Consider the following 16683-nt stretch of genomic DNA (forward strand, 5'->3'; position numbering starts at 1 on the left):
GACCCGTTTGAGGCTTCGGAATACGTATGGGAAGCAGGGCATTAGCTCAGGAGAGTAAAGTAGTTGCCTTAGAATAACTAACTGCAACACTTTTTCGACATCTTGCGTACTTTCAAGTATAGATAAAAAGGTTAGAATTACATGCCCCGGTGTTTGCCGGGGTTTTGTTTTTCAAGCAGTTGCGAGTACAGTCCGGTTTACTCAACGATATTCTTATTTACTGATTTTTTGTAAGACGTTTTTTAATTCTTCATAATCAGGGCCATCCATGTAGGCGGCAACTTTTCCGGTCCGGTCAATGACGATAAATGCGGGCATATTGGTAACGTGAAATTTGCCATTAAAACCGTACGAATCAGGGATCGGGATAAAAGGAAGGGATTCCCGGGCCATAAATTCGTCCAAACTCTCCTTCGATTCCGCGAAAATGCCTAACGACACGGGGCCGGTGTCTGACTGATAGGGTTTCAGAATATCGGCATAGGATTTGGCCTGATTGACGCCCCAGAACGGTTTTTTCAGACTAATCCAGAAACTAAGTACCACAACGCGCCCCTGTAAATCGGTTGACCGGTAGACTTTGCCATCCAATCCTTTCATGACAAAGAGCGGAATGGTTTCGCCAACTTTAGGTCTTCCTTCCGCAGTGGGCCGGAAAGAGTGCGTTTCCCGCTCCTCGGGCGTTGCGGGGCGGATTTTGTACGCGCTGGTCTGCCCATATTCGTCGTAAACCCGCTCCAGGTGATACCCAAATGGATCGTCCTTTGTTAACCGGCGGTATTGCTGATCGGAAATCCGTTTCCCAGTGGCTTTATCAAAGATTACGGTGTTCTCATTTATACGCATTTCCTGCCTGATCCCGGTCTGCTCTATGGTAATGGGCTGGGCAAGGGATGCGTGATAGATGCAAATTGATAAAATAAACAAAAAAGGGTAGCGCATAACCGTTATATTTAATCTGGAATAATACTACTAAAAATTCGTCGAACGCGGAGCAATTGTGCCTCTATGAAGCAACTCTACCTGATTATTCTGACCGGTTTTCTTTCCTCGCCCGCGGTTTTTGCCCAATCGCCCGCCCGGCATCAAAGCCGGTTATACGCAGAAGTGGGTGCTTTGGCTTCTTCCACCGACCGGACGCCTTTCTGGCTCCGGGCCAACCAGTATGGTAGTATACCGTTATCGGCTCCGTTCGGAACGCTCCGGGTTGGGCTGGCCGGAACGGTGCTGATCAGCGATACGACCACGGGGCGTTATCGCACCCGGCCCCAGCGTGCCTGGACGTTGCAATACCAGGCCGAAGCGGTTGGGAACGCCGGAAAGTCGAGCCAGTTGCTGCTGCCGGAAGGCTACGTAAAAGTGATGCATCGCGGGATTGAACTGGTTGCGGGACGTCGGCGCGAGGTAATCGGTCTGGTGGATTCAACGCTTTCGTCGGGCTCATATGCCTGGTCGGGCAACGCACTGCCCATTCCAAAAGTCCAGTTTGGGACGCGGGGATTTGTGCCGCTCGGACGCCGGGGCTGGCTGTCGATCAACGGTTTTATCGCGCACGGCTGGTACGCCAAAACCTGGTATTTGCGGCATTCGTTTCTGCACCAGAAATCGCTGCTTTTCCGGATTGGAAAGCCGACCGCGACGCTTCGGTTCTACGCCGGAATCAACCACAATGTGCAGTGGGGCGGCCAATCCGATTACATCGATCCCAAATTTGCGGTAAATGGCAAACTGCCCGGTCGCCTGGCCGATTTCCCAAATGTGTTGTTTGCCATCCGGACCAACGGCCTGAACAATGATCGTCTGACGTCGTTCGATTACGTCAATTTATACGGAAATCACCTCGGTAGCATCGACTTCGGGGGGGAACTGCGGTTTCCGGCCGTCAATGTCTTTCTTTATCACCAGCACGCTTTTGATGATGTGACGGGGATGTTTTTCAAAAATCTTCCCGATGGCCTGAGCGGTATCCGATTGCGGAACAATCGTCCGGGTGCTGCCGGTTTTCAATTGCATGAAGTTTTGCTGGAATTTCTGACTACGTTGAGCCAGAGCGGTCCCACTTTGTACCAAACCAACAAACCCTGGAAAGGGGCCGATAATTACTTCAACAATTCGCAATACCGCGAAGGCTGGACGTATCAGGACCGGGTCATCGGCACGCCGTTTCTGACCCGTCGACAGGATATTCAGGCCGCCTACCAAAACTCCAGCGATTGGGCCATCGTCAATAACCGGGTTCAGGTTTTTCATGCCGCCCTGCGGGCAACGGTGGCGAAGCAAATGGACCTACGGGTCAAAGTATCTTACAGCCGGAACTACGGTATTCCGGAAGTTTTTCTGGCAGGAACGCCCAAACAACTGTCGACCTGGGTGCAGGTCGGATTTCCGCTCCGCTGGCTCGGCGGGTCCTACCTGACAGCCGCTCTGTCTGTCGATGCAGGTCAACTCTACGACAATGCGGCAGGCGGTTTGATCGGATTGAGCAAAACGATCTGGCAGAAATAGACAAGAGAGAATAGACGTGAGACAGGAGAAATGAAACTCATCCGGTTAAAATCTTTTTTCTCTTGTCTGACCTCTTTTGTCTCCCAACAAAATTTAATCCCGGATTTTCCGTTGTAGGATTGCTTACCAGAATGGAACGGGTGTTTACCACTTAAGCACCTTTTTGCACGTTTCAGTTTATGGTTTTCCCAGTTGAGTGTTTTACCGATTGGATTCCCCTGAATTGGTTACCACTTTTGTATCGTCGCGAAGGACGGGCGTAACAACCTCCCTTTCGAACAGTAAACAACAATAAGCGAGTAACAATCAAGATATTGTGAAGAAAACAATATACTGTTCTGCCCTATTTGTCATCCTTGCCGTAGCCCCCGGTTTTTCGCAGATCGATCGAAAAATTACTGTTATGCTCAACATGGGGTTGGGAGTGCAATCGTATTCGGTGGGCGGATTGTGCAACGGAGCTTCTTTTGAACTGGGATTTACCGATAAAATCAGCGCTGGGGGTTATTTTGATTATGCCCTGACTGGCACCAAGTTTGGCGACCACCGCTGGAAGGCGCAGTTTGTCAACTACGGCGTCCGGGGTTCCTATCATCTGGCCAGTGCGCTGGGAATCGGAAGTAATAAATTTGACCCGTATGCGGGGCTGTCGGTGGGAACCCGCACGGTCATTCGCCGGGAACGGCTGGACCAGAATCCATATTCAAAGCTCCACGCCCGCGGTTTTTTTCCGGGCGTGCATATGGGCGGTTTTTACCATTTCAGCCAGAAAATCGGCGGGTTTGCCGAACTGGGCTGGGGCATTGCCATCCTCCGGATGGGAATAACCGGTAAGTTTTAATCGTACCCACGGACTTTAGTCCGTGAAATCTTGGATGATTTATAGTAGCCCTTATAGGCTAGATCTTACGGACTAAAGTCCGTGGGTACGTTTAATCTTCGTAACCGTCGGTTTTCATCAACGCCTGTTCTTCTTTCAGCCGCAGCCGCTGAACGTAGCCCGAAACCCAGATACTGACTTCGTAGAGCAAAACCAGTGGAATGGCGACCAGAATCTGGCTGTACACATCCGGCGAAGGCGTGATAATCGCAGCAACCACCAGAATAACGACCAGCGCATGACGGCGGTATTCCCGCATGAACTTGGGCGTTAGAATACCGACTTTCGACAACACAAACGCCACAATCGGCATCTGGAACGTCAGGGCGCAACCGAGCGTCAGCGTGGCCAGCGTCGAGATGTACGACGTAATATCGAACTCGTTCACAATGCTCGGATCGAGTTGGTAATTTGCCAGGAAGTTGATCGCCAGTGGCGAAACGATGTAATAGCCGAACAGGACGCCCAGCATGAAGAGCGTGGTGACGTAAAAAACCGCTCCCCGTGCGGCCCGGCGCTCGGAGAGTTTCAGCCCCGGCATAATAAACCGCCAGAGTTCCCAGAAGGCATACGGAAATGCAAACAGTAAACCGACCATCAGCGAGGACGTCAGGGCCGTTGTGAACTGACCGGCCATCTCGCGGCTCTGCAGAGTGAAATTCAGTTTTTCGATGCACAAATCGGCAAAACCGGTTTTTTTCGACAGGATGCACATCATGCGGTAGGTCCAGAAATCCGTTTTGGAAGGCGCCAGAATAACGGAATCGTAAATTTCCCGGATAAAAATAAAGGCGAGTACCGCAAAGATGGCAATCGAGCCAATGGCCCGGACAATGTGCCACCGAAGCTCCTCTAAATGCTCAAGAAAGGTCATTTCACCTTCCTCCACCTCGTTCTCGCTATCAAATTCCTGGTCTATGGGCTTCATTTAACTTTTTAATGAGTGAATGATAGAATGAGTGAATAGCTTCGCCAGTTCTTTGCTTCCTGCGAAGCTATTCACTCATTCTATCATTCAAAATTAACTATAAAGTGGAAATGCTTTCATCCAGGAGTTGATCTCTTCTTTCACTGCCTGGAGTTTAGCTTCGTTATCGTGATTCATCAGAACCTCGTCGATATATACGACGATTTGTTCCATATCGGATTCTTTCATGCCGCGCGTGGTAACGGCCGCCGTACCAACCCGCATCCCGGAAGTCACCATCGGCGATTTGTCGTCGAACGGAACCATATTTTTGTTGATCGTGATATCGGCTTTGATCAGCGTGTTTTCGGCCAGTTTACCCGACAGACCTTTTGAGCGCAAGTCGATCAGCATCAGGTGGTTGTCGGTGCCGCCCGAAATGATCTGGTAACCTTTCGAAACAAAAGCGGCCGCCATCGCCTGCGCGTTGCGCTGAATCTGGTTGGCGTAATCCCCGAAATCGTCGGACAAAGCTTCGCCGAATGCAACGGCTTTGGCCGCAATAATATGTTCCAGCGGACCGCCCTGCGTACCCGGGAATACGCCCGAATCCAGCAGTGACGACATCAGCCGCAGCTCGCCTTTTGGCGTTTTGATGCCAAAGGGGTTTTCAAAATCATTCCGCAGCATGATCATACCACCCCGGGGACCGCGCAGCGTTTTGTGCGTTGTCGTGGTCACAATGTGGCAATGATCCATCGGATCATTTAGTAATCCTTTGGCAATCAGACCCGCCGGGTGCGAAATATCGGCCAGCAGTAGGGCACCTACCGAATCAGCAATGGCACGTAACCGGGCGTAATCCCAGTCGCGGCTGTAGGCCGAAGCACCGCAAATCAGCAGTTTCGGACGTTCGCGCTGGGCGGTTTCTTCTACTTTGTCGTAATTGATCACCCCGGTTTCTTTCTCGACGCCGTAAAAAGTCGGCCGAAAATATTTTCCGGAAATATTTACCGCCGAACCGTGCGTCAGGTGACCGCCGTGCGACAGGTCGAAACCCAGAATCGTATCACCCGGTTTCAGGCAGGCTACAAAAACCGCCGTGTTGGCCTGCGCGCCCGAATGGGGTTGCACGTTGGCCCACGAAGCGCCGAACAATTCTTTTACGCGGTCGATGGCAATCTGTTCGATTTCGTCAACGATTTCGCAGCCGCCATAATACCGTTTGCCGGGGAGCCCTTCGGCGTATTTGTTCGTCAATACGGTTCCGGCCGCTTCCAGTACCTGCTTGGAAACGAAGTTTTCGGAAGCGATCAGTTCCAGACCGGATTCCTGACGGTGTTGTTCTTTGGCGATAAGCTCAAATACCTGTGTGTCACGGGTAATGGAGGTGGCTGTAGTCGACATAAATAAACGGGTTGCCGAAGCGATTGGTTATTTTCGTAATAGGATAACAGTTTACGTACCTACGGACTAAAGTCCGTATCTCTTTAATTTTGATAGCAATACGGACTTTAATCCGTAGGTACGTAGTACAAAAGTACGGAGAAAAATAGCATTCTGGTTGTCTTCTACTTATTATGTTGAAGCGACTGGTATTTCAGCGGTGTGGTGCCGTTGTGCAGTTTAAATTGGCGGTGAAAATGCGAAATATTATTGAAACCGCATTCCAGCCCCACCTGGCTGATGCTCAGATCCGACTGCATCAGCAATTTCCGGGCGTGGCTGATTCTCAGCTCGTTCAGGTATTCGATAAACGATTTGCGGGTTCTTTTCCGGAAATACCGGCAAAAAGCCGCCGGAGCCATCCCGGCCACCGACGCCATGTCGTCGACCCGGATTTCTTCCCGGAAATGAGCAAGCATAAAATCCAGCACCCGTTTCATCCGCTCGGTTTCGGCTTCGCTGGCTTTCAGTTCGTAGTTATCGCTAGCCAGCATGACCGCATTTGGGTCGTCGGCCAGTTGCTGAAGCAGGTAGAGCAGCCGGAGCAGCCGCACCAGGCCATCGCAGTGTAGCAGACCTTCAACGGCGGCTTTGACGCCCTCCACTTTGTCGCACCCGAAATGCAAACCGTAACGGGCGCGGTTTAGCAAGGCCATGAGTGGTTGTGTTTCAGGGAGTTGAGGTAGTAAGGTGTCGCCTAATGACTGCGCAAACTGCACGACGATGGCTTCGGCTTTCAGCTCCGAACCCGGCTGGTAATAGTCGTCGTCGTTGCGCCAGAAGTGCGGCAATCCCGGCCCCAAAAGCACCAGGTCCCCCGCGTCGAAAGGTTCGACATGATCGCCGACAAACCGTTTGCCATGACTGCTGACAATATACGTCAATTCGTATTCGGGATGAAAATGCCAGGGGGCGTCGAAAAACGGTAACTCTACGTGCATCACTCTTAGAGAATTGTGATCTCCAAGTTCAATTTTTTCAAATAATGCTTTCACAACATGCAGTATTTTTACTCTCAAGGAGTAATTAGGGGAACAAAAAGTCAAAATTATACACTTATTGGCATAATAATGAAATTTTTACAAGATAATATTGAACCAATTTTGTAACACTAATTATTCCTAAACCCGTTAAATTTTATGCAAGTAACCGTCGATAACCCTTCTTTGCTGAAACAGTTGGATGAGGAGTATGCCGTCAGCCCGGAAGCGATTGCCTTTTATCGGGAGAACGGTTACGTGAAGTTAAAAGACGTGCTCAGCCCGGAAGTGCTCCACTATTACGGGGACATCATTACCGGACTGGTTTTGAAGCTGAACACGCTGACCAAATCGATGGAGGAACGGACGACGTATGAGCGGGCCTTTCTCCAGATCATGAACCTCTGGCGGGAAGACAAAACCGCCAGAGAGTTCGTTTTTTCGCGTCGCCTGGCCAAAATCGCGGCTGATCTGATGGGCGTCGATGGCGTTCGACTTTACCACGACCAGGCGCTTTACAAAGAACCATCGGGCGGTTTTACGCCCTGGCACGCCGACCAGTTTTACTGGCCGTTGTCATCGCCCAAAACCGTTACCGTCTGGATTCCGCTGCAGGACACACCGATGGAAATGGGACCGCTGGCGTTTGCCGAACAGAGTCAGGGCGTGGAAATTGGGCGTAATATCGAAATCAGCGACGAAAGCGAGCGGTTATTGGCCGACGAATTGACCAAGCTGAATTTTAACATCAACGACACGCCTTTTGAACTGGGTGAGGTAAGTTACCACGCCGGATGGACGTTCCACCGCGCCGGACCGAACACCTCCGGCACCCCGCGCAAAGTGATGACGATGATTTACATGGATCAGGATCAGACAATTACTAAACCCTTAAACTCTTATCAGGAAGCTGACTGGACGACGTGGCTGGAAAGTTACCCCATCGGGAGCAAACCCGAAAGCTCGCTGAATCCGCTTTTGTTTGTAAGAGAGTAAAGAGGATAGACAAGAGAGTAAAGACCAGAAAAATTTTGTCTTTATTCTCTTGTCTCAATTCTCTTATCTAATTAAGTAAATTAAATATAGGTTGGTTGTGCAGAACACCCCGCTGGAACTCCGGCAGGGTGTTTTTTTTGGTTCTTGCATGATTTGTAGGTGGATTGGAGATATTTTTGCAGAATTCGTGTTGTAGGGTTGGGCAATTTAGTAAGCCATTGATATGAAACAAGTTGGCATTTTTTTCTCTTTTCTAGCGGTTTTTCTTGTAACGCTGACGACCGCTTCGGCGCAAATTCAGCCGGACCCAACGCACTGGACATTTACCACCTCGAAAGCCGAAGCCAAAGTGGGTGATGTGGTGGAGATTCGGATGAATGCCACGATCGACAAAAGCTGGCACGTCTACTCTTCGGATCTGGATCCGGATTTGGGTCCGATTCCAACCACGCTGAAATTGAAGGAAAACGGCAGTTTTGAGAAAGTCGGTGCGTTTATCTCACTTTCCCCGAAAGAAGAATTTGAAGAAGTATGGAACGGCAAAGTGCGGTTTTTTGAAAACAAAGCCGCGCTGGTTCAGAAGGTTAAAATCCTGAAACCGAATCCGGTGATCGAAGGCTCCATCGAATACCAGACCTGCTCCGGCACGACCTGCCTGCCACCCACCGAACAGGAGTTTAACGTTTCGATAAAAACCGCTGGCGTTGCAGCCGTTCCAACAACAGTTGCTCCAACCTCGGAAGCCGTCGCAACCGGCGAACCCACGTCAGTTTCCGCGACGAAAGATACGGTTTCGAAAGTGGCCGTTGCGCCTTCGACTGAAGCCGTAAAAACCGACTCCGAAACCGTTGCATCAGCGGCACCGGTTGTTCCGTCACAACTCGAAAATGATCAGCCCCAAAAGCCCGAATCGCTGCTTGGTTTTATGATTGCGGCTTTTCTGTCGGGCCTGCTGGCGTTGCTGACGCCCTGCGTTTTCCCGATCATCCCGATGACGGTCAGCTACTTCACCAAGCAGGATCACGGCTTGTGGAAGGCGGTTTTGTACGGCCTGTCGATCATCGGCATTTACGTGCTGGTTGGAACGGTGGTTTCGCGGATTAACGGCCCGGCTTTCGCCAATTTTGTCAGTACACACTGGCTGCCCAACGTTCTGTTTTTCGCTATTTTCTTCATTTTTGGCTTATCATTTCTCGGTTTATTCGAGATCGTGCTGCCCAATTCGCTGGTGAATTCGATGGATGCCAAAGCCGAAAAAGGCGGGGTGGCGGGTATTCTGTTTATGGCATTCACGCTGGTGCTGGTGTCATTTTCCTGCACGGGGCCGATTGTTGGGAGCCTGCTGGTCGCATCGGCGGGGGGCGAGGTGTTGAAACCGATTGTCGGTATGGCGGCTTTTTCGGCGGCTTTTGCCATTCCGTTCACGCTGTTTGCCGCTTTTCCGCAGTGGCTCAAAAGTTTGCCCAAATCGGGTGGCTGGCTGAATGCGGTAAAAGTGGTTCTCGGTTTTCTGGAATTGGCGCTGGCGCTGAAATTCCTGAGCATTGCCGATCAGGTTTACCATTGGAACCTGCTCGACCGCGAAGTGTATCTGGCGTTCTGGATCGTCATTTTTGCGTTGATCGGCTTTTATCTGCTCGGGAAAGTCCGGCTGCCGCACGACAGCGAAACCAAAACCGTCAGCGTGCCGCGTTTGCTGCTGGCGATTGTCACCTTCGCCTTTGTCGTTTACATGATCCCCGGTTTGTGGGGAGCACCCCTGAAAGCCCTGGCCGGTTATCTGCCTCCCGAAACCACGCAGGACTTCGGTTTTCGCGGAACCAGCGTTTCGGCAACGGAAGAAAATACGTTGGGTGAAAAGCCGAAATACAGCGAATTGTTCCGGTTGCCGCACGGTCTTCAGGGCTTTTTTGATTATAAGCAGGCGTTGGCCTACGCGGCCAAAGTGAATAAACCGGTTTTTATCGATTTCACCGGCCATGGCTGTGTGAATTGCCGGGAAATGGAAGCCCGGGTCTGGTCCGAAGAGCCGGTTTTGCGCCGGTTGCAAAACGATTACGTCATGCTGGCGCTGTACGTCGATGACAAAACCGAACTGCCGGAATCCGACTGGTATACTTCGACGTACGATAAAAAGCAGAAAAAGACGATCGGCGCGCAGAATGCGGATTTGCAGATTGTCCGTTACAACAACAACGCCCAGCCCCATTATTGCCTGGTCGATCACACTGGAAAGTTGCTGATTCAGCCCAAAAATTACGACCTTGACGTGACGAAATTCGCCGGTTTTCTGGACGAAGGCAAAAAAATGTATTCGCTGTCGGCAGCCAGAACAGCCGGTTTGTCAGCATCTAATCGGTCCGAGCGGTCGGTGATGAAATAAAAACCGGGTAACAATTTTCTGAAACGCTTCGTTACTCCATGAATACCCTCATCCGTCATGGCAAAAACGATTCTGATTACCGGCGGCACCGGCACCATTGGCCGCCGGTTGACCCAACGGCTCCTTGAACAGGGATTTCGCGTGTCGCTTCTCAGCCGTTCAGCGGCTAAAAAAGACAATCCCAACGTCACGGTTTATCAGTGGGACGTTGAAAAAGGGCATATCGATCCGCAGGCCATTCTGACAGCCGACCACATCATTCATCTGGCCGGAACCGGTATTGCCGATGAACGCTGGACCGACGCGCGCAAACAGCAAATCATTGAAAGCCGGACGCAATCGACTCACTTACTGGCCAGCGCCCTGCGTTCCGGAAAACACCACGTAAAATCATTCGTATCTTCTTCTGCTATTGGGTATTACGGGGGCGATACCGGCGATCGTCCGCTGACGGAATCCAGCGAAGGTGGCAGTGATTTTCTGGCGCAGGTGGTTCGGGCCTGGGAACGATCCGTGGATGAAATCGCCGGATTAGGCATTCGGACGGTCAAACTCCGTACCGGCATTGTGCTGACCATGGAGGGCGGAGCCTTGCCTAAACTCGTGCAGCCGGTTCGGTTGGGTGCGGGCGCTCCGCTGGGTTCGGGGCAGCAATACATGTCCTGGATTCACATCGACGACCTGTGCCGGATGTACCTTCAGGCAGTCATCGACGACCATTGGCAGGGGATTTATAACGCAGTTGCGGACAAACCTGTGACTAATGAGACATTCACACGTCTTATAATAGAACTGCTCGACAAACCGCATTTTTTACCACGTGTTCCGGCCTTTGCCATTCGGTTGCTTTTTGGCGAAATGGCGATTGTGGTATTGGGCGGTAACTACGTGTTAAATAAACGGATACGGGAAGAAACCGGCTTTGAATACCTGTTCCCGGATTTGATAGCCGCACTGCGGGACTTACTGAATTAGTACTTTATTACTCAACAGCGCGATAAATTTCACGAATTAAATAAGTTGCTTGTATAAGCAATAAATGTATTATTTTCGTCAATCCAGCGTGAAAGACAACCGTAATTTACCTGTAATCAGATGATTGAAAGACTACTAAAAACGAGCGCGACACGGTTCGTGTCTGGTTATCTCGTACTGAGTATTGATGTGATCAATTGCATTATATCGTTTTCAGTTGCCTACCTTTTACGGTTTAATTTCGAGATCAATGGTTTTAACGGAGCGGACTTTTTATACTGTCTGACCGTCGCGGTCAGTGTTCGCTTTCTGTTTTTCCTGTTATTTCGCTCCTATCAGGGAATCATCCGGCATACGAGTCTGGAAGATGTCATGTTGCTGGTATACGCCATTACAATGAGCGGAACTGTAACCGCCGTGGGCTCACTCATCATCTGGCAATTGTCAGGTGACGTTCATTTTTATATACCGGTTTCCATTTTACTGATCGATTATTTCTGTTGTCTGGTCATTTTATCGGTGAGCCGGTTTATGGCCAAAGCCTTCTACTGGACACTACGCGCCGGAAACGGAGGAACCCGTCAACCGGTTTTGATCTACGGCGCGGGCGAAACCGGTCTGTTAACCCGTAAGGTACTGGTAAAGGATTCGGGGCAGCGTTACGCTATTCTGGCCTTTATTGACGACAATCCGTATAAGATTCAGAAGGTCATTCAGGGCATAAACGTGATTTCGCGGCAGGAGGCTTATGAACGCTACATCCGGAATCAGAGCATTCTTCCACAGGTAATTCTGGCGATGGGTACGATCGACTCGCGTCAGAAAAATGAAATAACCGAGTTTTTTCTGCATCACCATGTCACCGTCAAAACCGTTCCAACCATCGGGCAGTGGATCGACGGCGGCTTAAAACCGTCCCAAATTCGGGACATTCGGATCGAAGATTTGCTGGGCCGGGCGCCCATTCAGGTGACCAATCCGGTTATCGGGGCGCAACTGTTTCACCAGGTAATACTCGTTACGGGAGCTGCCGGTTCCATTGGCAGTGAGTTGGTTCGGCAGGTGATCCGTCACCGGCCCCAGGTGATCGTGCTGCTCGATCAGGCCGAGTCGGCGTTGTTTGATCTGGAATTCAATCTGCGACGGGAATATGCAACCGCGTTGGATTACACGAAGCTGGTTCTGAAAATTGCCGACGTCGCCGATGAAGTTCGGATGCATCATATTTTTCGGGATGTAAAACCGGATTTCGTCTTCCATGCGGCTGCTTACAAACACGTTCCGCTGATGGAAGAACACCCCTACGAGGCTGTTCGGGTCAATGTGCTCGGCACGCAGATTGTGGCGGATTTATCAGTTAAATTCGGGATCCGGAAATTTGTCATGATTTCAACCGACAAGGCCGTTAATCCGACCAATGTGATGGGCGCTACCAAACGGCTGGCTGAAATGTACGTGCAGAGTCTCAACAATCAGGGCGGAAACCCGCGCCAAACCCGGTTTATTGCCACCCGGTTCGGGAATGTGTTGGGATCAAATGGCTCCGTGGTGACGGTTTTTCGGCAGCAAATCCAGGCTGGCGGCCCGGTAACGGTGACCCATCCCGACATTATTCGCTACTTCATGACCATCCCGGAAGCCTGTCAGCTGGTTTTGGAAGCCGGAACCATGGGCAAAGGCGGTGAAGTGTTCGTCTTCGATATGGGCGAACCGGTACGCATTGCCGAATTGGCCAAAAAAATGGTTCACCTGTCCGGTTATACGGTCGGAAAGGAAATTCAGATGGTGTATACCGGTTTGCGACCGGGCGAGAAATTGTTCGAAGAATTATTGAATGACGACGAACAAACGTTGCCGACGCACCATCCTAAAATTATGATTGCCCGCGTTAATTCGCCGGAAATAAATGAAATAAGAGCCGTGTTTGAGGAATTACGCTATCGGCTGGTGGAAGGCGATGCGAGCAAACTCGTGCAGATTATGAAACTGGTATTGCCCGAGTACATCAGTAAAAATTCGATCTTCACCTCGCTGGATCGTTCGGTAACCGAAACGGTTGACGTGTAATTTCCGTAACCGCCATCTCAATTCGGGAAAATAATTCATTCAGCCGTTCGATTTTGGACCAACCACTTGCGGCCTATTTGCCATACCGGTAAGTTTGTTTTTCAATGACCGTATGTTCGCATACAGTTGTCGGTAAAATTAGCAAACCCGTATGGCCCAGGCATTCATTTATGACGCTGTCCGAACACCCCGTGGCCGGGGTAAAAGCGACGGCTCTCTTCACGACGTGCAGCCGATTCAACTGCTGACCAGCGTTCTGCGTGAACTCAAAAAACGGAATCAACTCGATACGGCTCTCCTCGACGATGTAATCATGGGTTGCGTAACGCCCATTGGTGAACAGGGCGCCGACATTGCCCGCACCGCCGTTCTCGAAGCCGGTTATGCCGAAACCGTCGCCGGAGTGCAACTCAACCGGTTTTGCTCATCCGGACTGGAAGCCATCAATATGGCGGCTGCTTACGTTATGTCGGGGCAGTTTGGGGCCGTGGTGGCCGGCGGGGTAGAATCGATGTCGCGCATACCCATTGGTTCGGACGGTGGTGCCCTGTTCATGAGTCCGCAGATTGTAGCCCGCCATCACATTGTTCCACAGGGAATTTCGGCCGATTTAATTGCGACCAAATACGGTTTTAGTCGGGCCGACGCCGACGCTTTTGCCGCCGAATCCTACCGCCGGGCGACGGTTTCGCAGCAGGAAAACCGCTTTGCCCGAACACTCATTCCCATCAAAGATGAACTGGGCGTCACGTTGCTTGATCGGGACGAAGGTGTTCGACCGGATACCACCGCCGAAAGTTTATCGAAATTGAAACCGGCGTTCGAAGCCATCGGCCAAATGGGTTTTGACGCACTGGCGTTGCTGAAATATGCCGATCAGGCCCAGATTAACCACATTCACCACGCCGGAAATTCCTCCCAGATTGTCGATGGAGCCGCTGGCGTGTTGATTGGTTCGAAAGAGTTTGGTGAAAAAACCGGTCTGAAACCCCGCGCCGTCATTAAAGCTTTTGCCGTCGTCGGCACCGAACCAACCATTATGCTCACCGGCGTTGTTCCGGCGACGCAAAAGGTGTTGAAAAAAGCGGGCATGCAACTCAGCGATATTGATCTGTTCGAAGTGAACGAAGCCTTTGCCGCCGTTCCGCTGTTTTTTATGGATCAATTGGGCGTTGATCGTAGTCGGCTGAATGTCAACGGAGGAGCGATTGCGCTGGGCCATCCGCTGGGTGCGACGGGCGCCATGATTTCGGCAACATTGCTGGACGAATTGGAACGAACCGATAAACAGGTTGGCCTGGCGACGCTCTGCGTGGGCGGAGGAATGGGTGTTGCAACGGTTTTTGAACGTATTAACTAAATCATTCACATGATTAATTACACCATAAACCGCCACGTCGCCATTCTGAGCTGGAACATGACCAGCAGTCCGATGAACGTCATGAACGACGATTCGACTCCGGCGTTTGCGGCTGCGCTGCAACGGGCTTACGACGATGTGGACGTCAAGGGAATTATTGTTACATCGGAAAAAAACGAATTTATTGCGGGTGCGGATTTGAAAATGATTCTCCGCAACAACGAAAAAGACCCGGCCGAAATGCTGAAAATTTCGGCGGAGCTGAATCGGATTTTTCGCGCCATTGAAACGTCCGGAAAACCGGCGGTGGCTGCCATCAACGGCACGGCTTTGGGCGGAGGCTACGAAGCCTGTCTGGCCTGTCACCACCGCATCGCGCTCGATCATCCGAAAGCAATCATCGGCTTGCCCGAAGTAACGCTGGGTTTACTACCCGGCGGGGGCGGAACCCAGCGGTTGCCCCGGATGCTCGGGATGGAAGCGGCTTTGCCGTTGTTGCTCGAGGGTAAGCGCGTGAGCCCGGCAGAAGCGCTGGCCCTGGGCCTGGTTGATGAACTGGCGGTTTCGCGGGAGGAACTGATGGAAAAAGCATTCGCCTGGATTGACGCCCATCCCGAACCGCTGCAACCGTGGGACGAGCGCGATCGGAAAACGGGCCAAATCGTCGGAAAAGAGAATTTCAAGGTACCGGGCGGTGGGGTGCAAAGTACGACCGGTGCCCGGGTTTTCAGTGCCGGAACGGCGATGCTGATGGAAAAAACGCACGGGAATTACCCGGCTCCGCTGGCGATCATGTCCTGTGTTTATGAAGGGTTACAGGTCAATATCGACCGGGCGCTGGTGATCGAAGCGCGGTATTTTGTGCAGGTCGCGAGGTCGAAAGTGGCGAAAGGGCTGATTCAGACGATGTTTCTGGGCCTGAACGAGGCTAATAAAGGCATTCGTCGCCCCAAAGATATTCCGGCAACGGATGTCAAAAAAGTGGGCATTCTGGGAGCGGGCATGATGGGCTCGGGCATCGCGTACGCAGCCGCCAGCGTTGGAATCGACGTGGTTTTAAAAGACGTATCGCTTGAAGCGGCCGAAAAAGGCAAAGATTATTCGCGGACGGTTTTCAAAAAAGCCATCGAGCGCGGGAAGGCAACGCAGGAAAAAGCCGAAGCCGCTCTCAACCTGATCAAGCCCACCGCCGACGCCGAAGATCTGCGGGGTTGCGACCTGATCATCGAAGCGGTTTTTGAAAACCGGGCATTGAAAGCGCAGGTGACCCAGGAAGCTGAACCAATGCTCGCGGAACAGGGAATTTTTGCATCAAATACGTCCACATTGCCGATTAGTGGACTGGCCCTGGCATCGGCAAAACCGGCGAATTTCATCGGTTTGCACTTCTTTTCACCGGTCGATAAGATGCAGCTGGTCGAAGTGATTCGGGGAAAACAAACGTCGGCCTACGCACTGGCTTTTGCGCTGGATTTCGTTAAAAAGATTCGAAAGACGCCGATTGTCGTCAACGATTCACGCGGTTTTTACACGTCGCGGGTCTTTACGATGTACACGGCGGAAAGCATGGAATTGTTGAAAGAGGGCATAAATCCGGTGCTGATCGAAAACGCCGGAAAAGCAGCCGGAATGCCAGTGGGACCGCTGGCGGTTACCGACGAAGTGTCGCTGGATCTGATTCATAAAATTTCGGGTCAGAGTATTAAAGACGGCGTTTTGAGCGAAGACGATACGGCGTATCAAATCGGTGGAAAATTTGTTGAACTGGGCCGGTTGGGCAAAAAATCAAAAGCCGGTTTTTACGAATATCCGCCAGACGGAAAGAAATTTCTCTGGCCCGGTTTGGCCGAACTTTTCCCGCTGGCCGAAACCCAGCCTTCGGTTGACGAAATTAAAAAGCGGCTTTTTTACCGGCAGGTGCTCGAAACCGTGCGTTGTTTTGAAGAGGGCGTGATTCAAACCCAACTCGATGCCGACATCGGTTCCATTCTGGCCTGGGGATTTCCGGCCTACACGGGCGGAGCCTTGTCGTTCGTGGATTATGTAGGAATCGCGAACTTCGTGCAGGAAGCTGACCGGCTGGCCGACGCCTACGGCGAACGTTTTCGCCCAACCCCCCGGCTGCGCGAAATGGCCAAGCAGGGCGTGAGCTATTTTAAACAAACAAACTGACAATCTTACACT

12 protein-coding genes are annotated in these 16683 nt (G+C 51.4%); 8 read left to right on the forward strand and 4 right to left on the reverse strand.

Translation table 11 applies throughout. The features are described 5' to 3' along the window. Window positions 1-213: 213 nt before the first annotated feature. Window positions 214-942: a peroxiredoxin family protein gene (locus EHT25_RS29850; protein WP_124879084.1), complete on the reverse strand. Its 729-nt coding sequence runs from the start codon at window positions 940-942 to the stop codon at window positions 214-216. Between the two features lie 66 nt (window positions 943-1008). On the opposite strand from EHT25_RS29850, the gene EHT25_RS29855 reads away from it, so the two are divergent. Together EHT25_RS29855 and EHT25_RS29860 are read left to right on the forward strand one after the other, a co-directional pair. Then, window positions 1009-2505, forward strand: coding sequence for a capsule assembly Wzi family protein (locus EHT25_RS29855; RefSeq protein ID WP_124879085.1), 1497 nt, complete (start codon window positions 1009-1011; stop codon window positions 2503-2505). A 316-nt stretch (window positions 2506-2821) separates the two neighbouring features. Beyond that, window positions 2822-3346 (forward strand): hypothetical protein, encoded by a 525-nt coding sequence (locus EHT25_RS29860; protein ID WP_124879086.1) that lies wholly within the window; start codon window positions 2822-2824, stop codon window positions 3344-3346. A gap of 91 nt (window positions 3347-3437) precedes the next feature. Here EHT25_RS29860 and tatC read toward each other — a convergent pair whose 3' ends face one another. The 3 genes from tatC to EHT25_RS29875 form a co-directional block, all read right to left on the reverse strand. Then, the gene (gene tatC / locus EHT25_RS29865) at window positions 3438-4313 is read right to left on the reverse strand and encodes a twin-arginine translocase subunit TatC (RefSeq protein ID WP_124879087.1); all 876 of its coding nucleotides are present in this window, start codon (window positions 4311-4313) and stop codon (window positions 3438-3440) included. A 93-nt stretch (window positions 4314-4406) separates the two neighbouring features. Continuing rightward, window positions 4407-5699 (reverse strand): serine hydroxymethyltransferase, encoded by a 1293-nt coding sequence (gene glyA, locus EHT25_RS29870; RefSeq protein WP_124879088.1) that lies wholly within the window; start codon window positions 5697-5699, stop codon window positions 4407-4409. 164 nt (window positions 5700-5863) lie between these two features. Next, a complete protein-coding gene (locus EHT25_RS29875; RefSeq protein ID WP_229311841.1) occupies window positions 5864-6679 on the reverse strand; it encodes a helix-turn-helix domain-containing protein in 816 nt (271 codons plus the stop codon). 198 nt (window positions 6680-6877) lie between these two features. On the opposite strand from EHT25_RS29875, the gene EHT25_RS29880 reads away from it, so the two are divergent. The 6 genes from EHT25_RS29880 (at window position 6878) to EHT25_RS29905 (ending at window position 16671) form a co-directional block, all read left to right on the forward strand. Further along, complete coding sequence (locus EHT25_RS29880) at window positions 6878-7714, forward strand: phytanoyl-CoA dioxygenase family protein (RefSeq protein WP_124879090.1); 837 nt, start codon at window positions 6878-6880, stop codon at window positions 7712-7714. 223 nt (window positions 7715-7937) lie between these two features. Continuing rightward, entirely contained in the window at window positions 7938-10097 is a 2160-nt protein-coding gene (locus EHT25_RS29885) for a protein-disulfide reductase DsbD family protein (protein WP_124879091.1), read from the forward strand. 57 nt (window positions 10098-10154) lie between these two features. After that, entirely contained in the window at window positions 10155-11072 is a 918-nt protein-coding gene (locus EHT25_RS29890) for a TIGR01777 family oxidoreductase (protein ID WP_124879092.1), read from the forward strand. Window positions 11073-11192: 120 nt separating this feature from the next. Continuing rightward, window positions 11193-13139, forward strand: coding sequence for a polysaccharide biosynthesis protein (locus EHT25_RS29895; RefSeq protein ID WP_124879093.1), 1947 nt, complete (start codon window positions 11193-11195; stop codon window positions 13137-13139). A gap of 151 nt (window positions 13140-13290) precedes the next feature. Further along, a complete protein-coding gene (locus EHT25_RS29900) occupies window positions 13291-14499 on the forward strand; it encodes an acetyl-CoA C-acetyltransferase (protein WP_124879094.1) in 1209 nt (402 codons plus the stop codon). 9 nt (window positions 14500-14508) lie between these two features. Further along, entirely contained in the window at window positions 14509-16671 is a 2163-nt protein-coding gene (locus EHT25_RS29905; RefSeq protein ID WP_124879095.1) for a 3-hydroxyacyl-CoA dehydrogenase NAD-binding domain-containing protein, read from the forward strand. Window positions 16672-16683 lie beyond the last annotated feature (12 nt).

This window comes from Larkinella rosea (assembly GCF_003858635.1).
Classification (GTDB): domain Bacteria; phylum Bacteroidota; class Bacteroidia; order Cytophagales; family Spirosomataceae; genus Larkinella; species Larkinella rosea.